This is a genomic window from Actinomadura sp. NPDC049753 (assembly GCF_040674655.1).
GTDB classification, from domain to species: Bacteria; Actinomycetota; Actinomycetes; order Streptosporangiales; family Streptosporangiaceae; genus Spirillospora; species Spirillospora verrucosospora.
Window position 1 is genome coordinate 1 of the sequence record NZ_JBFARL010000282.1, and the last position, 8,074, is coordinate 8,074.

Here is an 8,074-nt window from a genome sequence, read left to right on the forward strand (position 1 = left end):
GAAGTCGCGGATCAGATGCGACTGGTCGGCGTAGCCGCAGGTGAACGCGAGCTCCGCCCAGTCGACCGGGCGGTCGTACGGTATCCGCCGGAGCGGTCCAAGGACGGCTGGGCGCTGGCGCAGCTCGGCCTCACCGGCGACGACGAGACCGTCCGCCGCCTGACCCCGGTGATCCGGGCGTGGCCCGGCGACGGCGGGCACGCCAAGGCGGTCACCGGCCTGGACGTCCTCGCCGCCATCGGCACCGACGTGGCGCTCACGCACCTGCACGGCATCGCGCAGCGGGTGAAGTTCAAGGCGCTCAGGGCCAGGGCGCAGGAGAAGATCGAGGAGGTCGCCGCCGGGCTGGAGCTGACCGCGGAGCAGCTCGCCGACCGGCTCGTCCCCGACTTCGGCCTGGACGCCGACGGCACCCTCACGCTCGACTACGGCCCGCGCCGCTTCGTCGTCGGCTTCGACGAGCAGCTCAAGCCCTTCGTCGCGGACGAGGGCGGCGCCCGCCGCAAGGCGCTGCCCAAACCCGGAGCGAAGGACGACCCCGAGCTCGCCCCGGCCGCCTTCAAGGCGTTCTCGGCGCTGAAGAAGGACGTGCGGACCGTCGCCGCCGACCAGCTCCGCCGCCTGGAGGCGGCCATGGTCGCGCGGCGCCGCTGGCCCGCGCGGGAGTTCCGGGAGCTGCTGGCCGGGCACCCGCTCGTCCGGCACCTCGTCCGGCGCCTGGTGTGGCTCGCGTCCGAGGGCGAGGAGGGGGACGCGAGGACGACCGCGTTCCGCGTCGCCGAGGACGGCACGTTCGCCGACGTCGACGACGAGACCGTCGAGACCGCCGATACGGCGCGGGTCCGGGTCGCGCATCCCGTCGACCTCGGCGGCTCGCTCGCCGCCTGGTCGCAGGTGTTCGCCGACTACGAGATCCTGCAGCCGTTCCCGCAGCTCGGACGTGCCGTCCACGTCCTCGCCGACGGCGAGGGGGAGGGCGGCAGTCTCGAACGGTTCGAGGGCCTGACCGTCCCGGTCGGCAAGGTGCTCGGCCTGACCTCGCGCGGCTGGGACCGCGGCGCGCCGCAGGACGCGGGCATCGAACCCTGGATCTCCCGGCGGCTGCCCGGCGGCCGCTACATCGTCATCGACCTCGATCCCGGCATCGCCGTCGGCGCCGTGGACGCCCTGCCCGACCAGAGACTCGACGCGGTCGGCCTGGCGGACCGCCCCGAGCAGCGGTGGCTCGGCGGCGGCGCCACGGGCTCCTTCGCCGACCTCGACCCGGTCACCGTGTCCGAGATCCTCGCCGACCTGGCGACGCTCACCTGAGAAAGAGAACCTCCATGGAACTGCCGAAGGCGCTGCTGGACCCGCCGTGGGCGCGCAGGCCGGCCCCCCTGCCGGCCGGTGACGAGCCGATCATCGTCCCCGGCCTGGCGGCGCCGGACGGCCGCGCGATCGTCTGGGAACCCGGCGAGCGCGAGGCCTGGGCCGCGGTCCGCCCCTACGGGTCCTGGCAGGACGGCGAGTGGGAGGAGGCCGCCGAGGAGTTCCGCGACGGGCGGATGGGCTACGAGCCCACGCGGGCGGGCTTCCTCGCGCAGGCGCCCGAGCATCTCGCGCGGCCGCTGCTGGCCGGGTGGGATCCGCACGTGACCTGGGACTTCGACCATTCCCTCCAGCCGATCGTGGCGCGCTTCGAGACCGCCGCCTGGGACGTGGCGGTCCGGCTGGCCAAGCAGAACCCGTACGGGACGGGCCCGGTCGTGCTGCCGTTCCTGTCCGCCGACGTGGCCCGGATGGTCGCCGACTGGCTCTACCGGCTCAAGTCGGCGCAGGAGCTCGCGCACGCGTGGTTCGCACGGCACGGCCTGGCCGCCGTCCCGTACCTGGTGCCGGACGCGCTGGGCAAGCGCGTCGGCCCGCGCCGGGGCGCGGTCAAGGCACTGAGGATCATCGAGGGCGACGTCGTGGAGGCCGCCCGCGTCCACGGGGACGAGGCGGCCGGGGCGGTCGCGCGGCTCCTCGCCGCCGCGCCTCCCGACACCGCGCCCGTCGAACCGCCGGTCAGGGCGCCGTCCCTGCCGAAGTGGCTCGACGCCGGCGCCCTTCCCCGCCCGGTCCTGAGGGACGGAGGCGAACTGCCGGGCGAGGCGGCCCGCAACCTGCTGCTCGCCCTGACGGTGAGCCCGGCCGCCCGGCTCGACGTGACCGGCGTCGTGGACGGCGCCGCCCGGGTCTGCGAACCGGAGTCGCTGACCGCGTTCGTCTGGGCGCAGTTCGAGGCGTGGCAGGCGGCGGGCATGCCCAAGGGCAGCGGCTTCGTGCTGTCGGCCCTCGGACGCTTCGGCGACGACGTCGTCGTCCGCAGGCTCGCCCCGCTGGTCAAGGAGTGGCCGGGACGCAGCGGCGGGTACAGCAGCGCCGTGCAGGGCCTCGAAGCGCTGGTCGACATCGGCACCGACCTCGCCTTGACGCACCTCAACGGCATCGCGCGGAAGTCCCGGTACAAGGGGCTGCGGGGCGAGGCGGAGCGCAAGCTGGCGCAGGTCGCGGAGCGGCGCGGCCTGACGGCCGGGCAGCTCGCCGACCGGCTCGTCCCCGACTTCGGGCTGGACGCCGACGGGACCCTCACGCTCGACTACGGCCCGCGCCGCTTCGTCGTCGGCTTCGACGAGCAGCTCAGACCGCAGGTGTCGGACGAGGGCGGGGCCCGCCGCAAGGCGCTGCCCAGACCCGGCGCCAAGGACGACCCCGAGCTGGCCCCGGCCGCCTACCGGCGGTTCGCGGAGCTGAGGAAGGACGTCCGCGCGGTCGCCTCCGCGGAGGTGGCCCGGCTGGAGTCGGACATGGTCGGGGGCCGCGCGTGGACGCGCGCCGAGTTCGGCGCGTTCCTCGTCGAGCACCCGCTGATGTGGCACCTCGCGCGCCGGCTGGTCTGGCTGGGCGGCGACCGGGCGTTCCGGCTCGCCGAGGACCGGACGTTCGCCGACCTCCACGACGAGACCGTCGATCCCGCCGCTTCGGCGGACGTCCGGATCGCCCATCCGGTGCTGCTGGGCGACTCCCTGGCCGCCTGGTCGCAGGTGTTCGCCGACTACGAGATCCTGCAGCCGTTCCCGCAGCTCGGACGTCCCGTCCACGCCCTCGCCGACGGCGAGGGGAAGAACGGCAGGCTCGAACGCTTCGAGGGGCCGACCGTCCCCACCGGCAGGATCCTCGGCCTCACCCGCACGGCGTGGAGGCGCGGCGCGCCGCAGGACAACGGCATCGAGCACTGGGTCTCCCGCACGCTCGCGCCCGGCGTCACCGTCGTGGTCGACCTGAGCCCCGGCATCGCGGTGGGCTACGTCGACCTGAACCCCGTCCAGAAGATCGAGCGGGTCTGGATCGGCGCGGCGCCCGGCGACCCGTCCCGCGCGATCCCGGACGGGCTCGCCGGCGTCGACCCGGTCCTCGTCTCGGAGACGCTGGCCGACCTGACGAGCCTGACCGCGTCTTAGGCGAAGCGGCTGCTCGGCACGGGGCCGGGGGAGCGCACCATGTCCCTCGGCCCGGTGAGCCAGTGGCCGGCGACCGCGCGGACGAAGCCCGCCAGGCGCTCGTCGGGGTCCGGCGGCGCCCCGTCGCCGCCGTCGTCGTCGGCGAGCGGGTCGGCGGCGACGATCTCGGCGGCCAGCACCTCCTCGGGCCGCTGGTCCGGCGGCATGGTCTCCGGTTCGCCGCTGGACCCGACCCGCAGCTGCTCGCCCCACGGCGACACTGCCACCTGGTGCAGGAACCCGGCGACGTCGGCGCTCACCACGGGCGGGTCGGTCCAGCACGACGCGTGCTCGAACAGCACCTGCCCCTCGGCCCGCTCCCGCAGGCCGTCGGCGTCCGTCTCGTTCAGGTCGTAGGCGACCACGAGCGCGCCGGGGCGGCCCGGCGCGAACGGCTCGGCGGGCAGCCCGAACAGCCGCGCCGCGGCCAGCCCCAGGATCCGGCTCGACCGGTCGGGCAGCAGGCCGACCGACGCGGGACGCCGTCCCGCCGCGTCCAGGACCAGCCGCAGCCGGTCGAGGGTCCGCCTGCACATGGCGAAGCTGTCGGAGGTGTAGGCGTAGCGCCCCGTCATGCCGTCCGCGAACCCGTACGGCGAGATCGTGGCGAGGACGCCGCCGCCCAGCGCGAAGTGCCAGCCCCGCAGGTCCCGGGAGTCGAGCGGTCCGGCGGCCCCCGCCCGGGCGAGCATCCGCGCGAGCCGGTCGCGAGCCGGGACCCAGTCCTCGTCCGGCGCGGGCAGCCGCGCCGCCTCGCGGGCGGCCCGGTCGGGGTCCCCGGAGAACAGCGCGTTGTAGGCCAGCAGGTACCGGGCGGGCCACGGGTCCAGCGCGTCCACCCGCGGCTCCAGGGCCGCGACGGCCTCGGCGTGCCGGTTCTCGCGTTCCAGCGCCGACACCAGCTCCATGAGCAGGACGGGCTCGCCGGGCAGCATCTCCAGCGCGCGCCTCAGCGCCGGGACCGCCAGGAAGGCGACGCCGCGCTCGACGCAGGCGAAGCCGAAGTCGTAGAGCTGCTGCGGCTCCTGCCGGACGGCCATCGCCGCGGCCGCCGCGCGCATGTCGTCGAACCCCGACAGCGTCGCCGCGCCCTCCATGAGCCGCGCGATCTCGCCCAGCTCCATCGCCTCGGCGTTGAACCGCAGATGCCGGATCAGTCCGGCGATGTCGCCGCTTTCCAGAAGTGCCCGCGCGTCGCTCATGGGCGGCCACGCTAGCCCCGGCGGACCGCGGAGATCATCCGGTTTTCGCGCTACCCGGTCGACGCCAGCGCCCGCAGGACGTCCGCGACGAGGTCGGCGGTGTCCTCGACGCCGGCCGAGAAGCGCACGAAGCCGGGCGTCACGGCGTCGCCGCCCCAGCGGGCGCGCCGCTCGGCGGAGCTGTGCACGCTGCCGAAACTGGTGGCCTGCATGACGAGCCGCAGCGAGCCGAGGAACCTCTCGGCGGCCGCCTCGTCCCTCAGCGCGAACGACACGACGCAGCCGAACCGGCGCATCTGCCGGGCCGCGACCTCGTGGGACGGATCGTCCGGCAGCCCCGGGTACCTGAGCCCGGACACCTCCGGGCGCCCCCGCAGCGCCTCGGCCACCGCCAGCGCGTTGGCCGCCTGCCGGTCCAGCCTCAGCTGGAGTGTGGCGAGCGACCGGTGCGCCAGCCACGCCTCCATCGGCCCGGGGATCGCGCCGACGGTCCTGCGCCAGACACGGACCGCCTCCGCCAGGGCCGGGTCGCGGGTCGCGACGTGCCCGAGCAGCAGGTCGCCGTGCCCGGTCAGCGCCTTGGTGTCGCTGGCGACGGAGAAGTCGGCCCCGAGGTCGAGCGGCCGCTGCCCGAGCGGGGTCGCGAGGGTGTTGTCCACCGCCACGAGGGCGCCCGCTCGGTGCGCCGCCTCCGAGACCCGCCGGATGTCGCACACGTCCAGGTTCGGGTTGGACGGGGTTTCGAGCCAGACCAGCCGCGCGCCCTCCAGCAGCCCGATCTGGGCGTCGCCCGCGGTCGGTCCCATGCGGACGACCGCGCCGTAGGACTCCAGGCGCTCCTTCAACGCCCGGGTCGTGTGGTAGCAGTCGTCGGGCAGGACCACGACGTCGCCGGACCGGACCTGCGACAGCAGGACGGCCGCGACCGCCGCCATCCCCGAGGAGAACGAGACGGCCTCCGCGCCGCCCTCCAGCTCGCCGATCGCCCGCTCCAGCAGCGTCCACGTCGGGTTCGACTCGCGCCCGTAGGTGTAGGGCCCGCTCGCCTCCCCGGCCAGGTGGTAGTGCGCCGCGAACACGGGCCCGGGCAGCCCCGGCGCGAAGTTCTCCGCCTCCGGCCGCCCGGCGCCCACGGCCAGCGTCCCGTCCCCGATCTCCATGCGCGCCCCTCCCTGTGGTCCGGCCTCCCATCGTTCCACCTGCGAATCCGGGCGGCCGAACGGCTCAGGGTTCGCGGAGGGAGTCGGCTATGCCGCGGGCCGTCTCCGACTCGGCGATGCGGCCCAGGCGCTCCAGGGCGTAGGACTTGTTGTAGTAGTCGTTCCAGGAGTCGGGGCCGTTGTCGATGGCGTGGTCGATGACGGGCAGGGCCTCCTCGTACCGGCCGAGCTTGACGAGCGCCGCGCCCTTGACGCTGTGGGCGCTCGCGAGGTCGTAGCGGCCCGCGCCGGCGGCGCCTCCGGAGGCGAGGAGGGCGATGGCGCGGTCCACGGCGGCCAGCGCCTCGGCGTCCCGGCCGGCGTCCATGAGGATGATCGCCCGGTTGATCTGCGGCGCGGGGTAGTCCGGCCGCACGGCGATCGCCTGGTCGTAGGCGGCGACGGCGTCGGCGGCGCGCTCCATCGCCAGCAGCGTCCCGGCCCGTTCGAAGAGGGACACCACGTCGGACGGGTCGAGCCGGAGCGCCCGCTCGAACGCGGCGAGGGCCTCGGCGTGCCGTCCCGTCCCGGCGAGGGCGATGCCGCGCGCCCGGTGCGCGGCGGTGTACTCGGGGCGCAGGCGGACGGCCTCGTCCAGTTCCCGCACGGCGTCCTCGGGGCGGCCGGACTCCAGGTGGCGCACGCCCCGGTCGTGGTGCGCGGCCGCGGCCGGGCGCTCGCGGCCGCTCATCCGCTCCAGCCGCGAGCCGGGGACGAGCCTGCCTCCGCAGGACGCGCAGCGCGGCGCGCGGAGCAGGGAGCCGGACGCGTGGCACCGGTCGCAGAAGTAGTTCCCGCAGAAGTCGCAGATCATGAACTCGACCGCGAAGGCCTCGGGGTCCCTCAGCGCGACCGGGTTGCCGCCCGGTGCCTTCGACACCGAGATGAGGCGCGAGCAGGCCCAGCCCGAACAGGCGAGGAGCATGGTTCCGTTCCCTTCAGTGTGCGTAGTCCCAGTCGAGTTCCCAGACGCGCATTCCCTGGTCCCGGGTTCGCGTGACGGCGATGCGGGAATCGGCGCTGAGCCCGGCCCATTCGATCGCGGCGGTGTGCGCGCTGAAGGAGTGCAGGCAGCGGCCCGCCGGGAGGTCCCACACGCGCAGCGTCCCGTCGGCCTCTCCGGAGACCGCGAACCTGCCGCCGGCGGCGGGGGCGAGGCAGGTGGCCGAGTCGGACAGGCGGTGCAGCAGGCGCCCGCCGCGCACGTCGAAGACCCGCAGCGCGCGCCCGGGGCCGCGGACGGCGGCGACCCCGTCCGCGGCCACCTCGATCGAGGCGAGCTCCTCGGACGGGCCCGGGACGTAGCCGTCGGCCTCCCCTGTGGTCCCGTCGGCGGTCCAGAGGGTCCCGACCGTGTGGCCGCACGACACGACGGTGCGGCCGTCCGCGCTCATGGCGGCGGGGGTCTGGCCGGGCAGGATGTGGCGGCGCTCCCCGTCCAGCTCCCACAGCGTCACGATCCGCTGCTGGTCGCCCACGAGGAGGGTCCCGCCGGCCCCGAACCCGACGTCGAAGACGATCCCGCCGTGGCCCTTGAGGACGTTCCTGCGCCGGCCCCTGGCCAGATCCCAGACGCGGACCACGCCGCGCTCGTCGCCGGAAGCGGCGAGGCGCCCGTCCGGGCTGACGGCCAGCGCCCTGACCTCGGCGCGGTGCCCGCCGAACACGTGGACGCAGGCGCCGGACGCCACATCCCACACCCGGACCTTCCCGTCACTGGCGCCCGTCAGCAGCCGGGACCCGTCGGGGGAGAAGGCCAGGGCTCCGAGGGACGTCCCGCCGACCTGGAGGGCGTGCAGACGCTCGCCGGTCTCGACGTCCACCAGCCAGACGAGGGACCAGCCGCCGAACCGCAGCGCGAGGACGCCGCGGCAGCTCAGCACGCTCCCGCTCACCACGCGGCGCTCGGTGTCCGGGAGGGGCCGCACCTCCCAGGCGCCCATCACCGCCGTGGGCCGGCCGTGCCGCCCGACCTCCCGCCACAGGTCCAGCAGCTCGCGGTTGCGCTCGTGGCCGGGGACGGCCCGCGCCGCGCGGATCTCCGCCGCGGCCCCGGCCCAGTCGCCGCGTTCGGCGCGGCCGCGGGCGCGGTCAAGGGCGAGGCCCGCGGTGTCCGCCTCGCGCGCGAGCTCCGCCGCCGCGCGCGGCC

The 8,074-nt window shown here is 75.7% G+C and carries 6 protein-coding genes; 2 read left to right on the top strand and 4 right to left on the bottom strand.

The window, feature by feature from the left end; genetic code table 11:
• Both AB0K37_RS38375 and AB0K37_RS38380 read left to right on the top strand, forming a co-directional pair.
• On the top strand, nucleotides 1-1,311 hold a 1,311-nt coding region (locus tag AB0K37_RS38375; RefSeq protein ID WP_363990082.1), incomplete at its 5' end, for a DUF4132 domain-containing protein.
• Nucleotides 1,312-1,325: 14 nt separating this feature from the next.
• Nucleotides 1,326-3,485 carry a DUF4132 domain-containing protein gene (locus tag AB0K37_RS38380; RefSeq protein WP_363990084.1) on the top strand — a complete coding sequence of 720 codons (2,160 nt, stop codon included), beginning with the start codon at nucleotides 1,326-1,328 and terminating at the stop codon, nucleotides 3,483-3,485.
• On the opposite strand, the gene AB0K37_RS38385 is transcribed toward AB0K37_RS38380, so the two are convergent.
• The 4 genes from AB0K37_RS38385 to AB0K37_RS38400 form a co-directional block, all read right to left on the bottom strand.
• On the bottom strand, nucleotides 3,482-4,726 hold the full coding sequence (locus AB0K37_RS38385) for a hypothetical protein (protein WP_363990087.1): 1,245 nt from the start codon (nucleotides 4,724-4,726) through the stop codon (nucleotides 3,482-3,484). The two genes, AB0K37_RS38380 and AB0K37_RS38385, sit on opposite strands and share 4 nt — an antisense overlap.
• A gap of 50 nt (nucleotides 4,727-4,776) precedes the next feature.
• Nucleotides 4,777-5,886, bottom strand: coding sequence for a cystathionine gamma-lyase (locus AB0K37_RS38390; protein ID WP_363990090.1), 1,110 nt, complete (start codon nucleotides 5,884-5,886; stop codon nucleotides 4,777-4,779).
• 64 nt (nucleotides 5,887-5,950) lie between these two features.
• Nucleotides 5,951-6,805, bottom strand: coding sequence for a tetratricopeptide repeat protein (locus AB0K37_RS38395; protein WP_363990092.1), 855 nt, complete (start codon nucleotides 6,803-6,805; stop codon nucleotides 5,951-5,953).
• A gap of 58 nt (nucleotides 6,806-6,863) precedes the next feature.
• On the bottom strand, nucleotides 6,864-8,074 hold a 1,211-nt coding region (locus AB0K37_RS38400), incomplete at its 5' end, for a WD40 repeat domain-containing protein (protein WP_363990094.1).

What these genes read in the sequence shown, in the direction of transcription:
- AB0K37_RS38390 (WP_363990090.1), bottom strand. Translation starts at nt 5,886, where the DNA reads ATGGAGATCGGGGACGGGACGCTGGCCGTGGGCGCCGGGCGGCCGGAG.
- AB0K37_RS38385 (WP_363990087.1), bottom strand. Translation starts at nt 4,726, where the DNA reads ATGAGCGACGCGCGGGCACTTCTGGAAAGCGGCGACATCGCCGGACTG.
- AB0K37_RS38380 (WP_363990084.1), top strand. Translation starts at nt 1,326, where the DNA reads ATGGAACTGCCGAAGGCGCTGCTGGACCCGCCGTGGGCGCGCAGGCCG.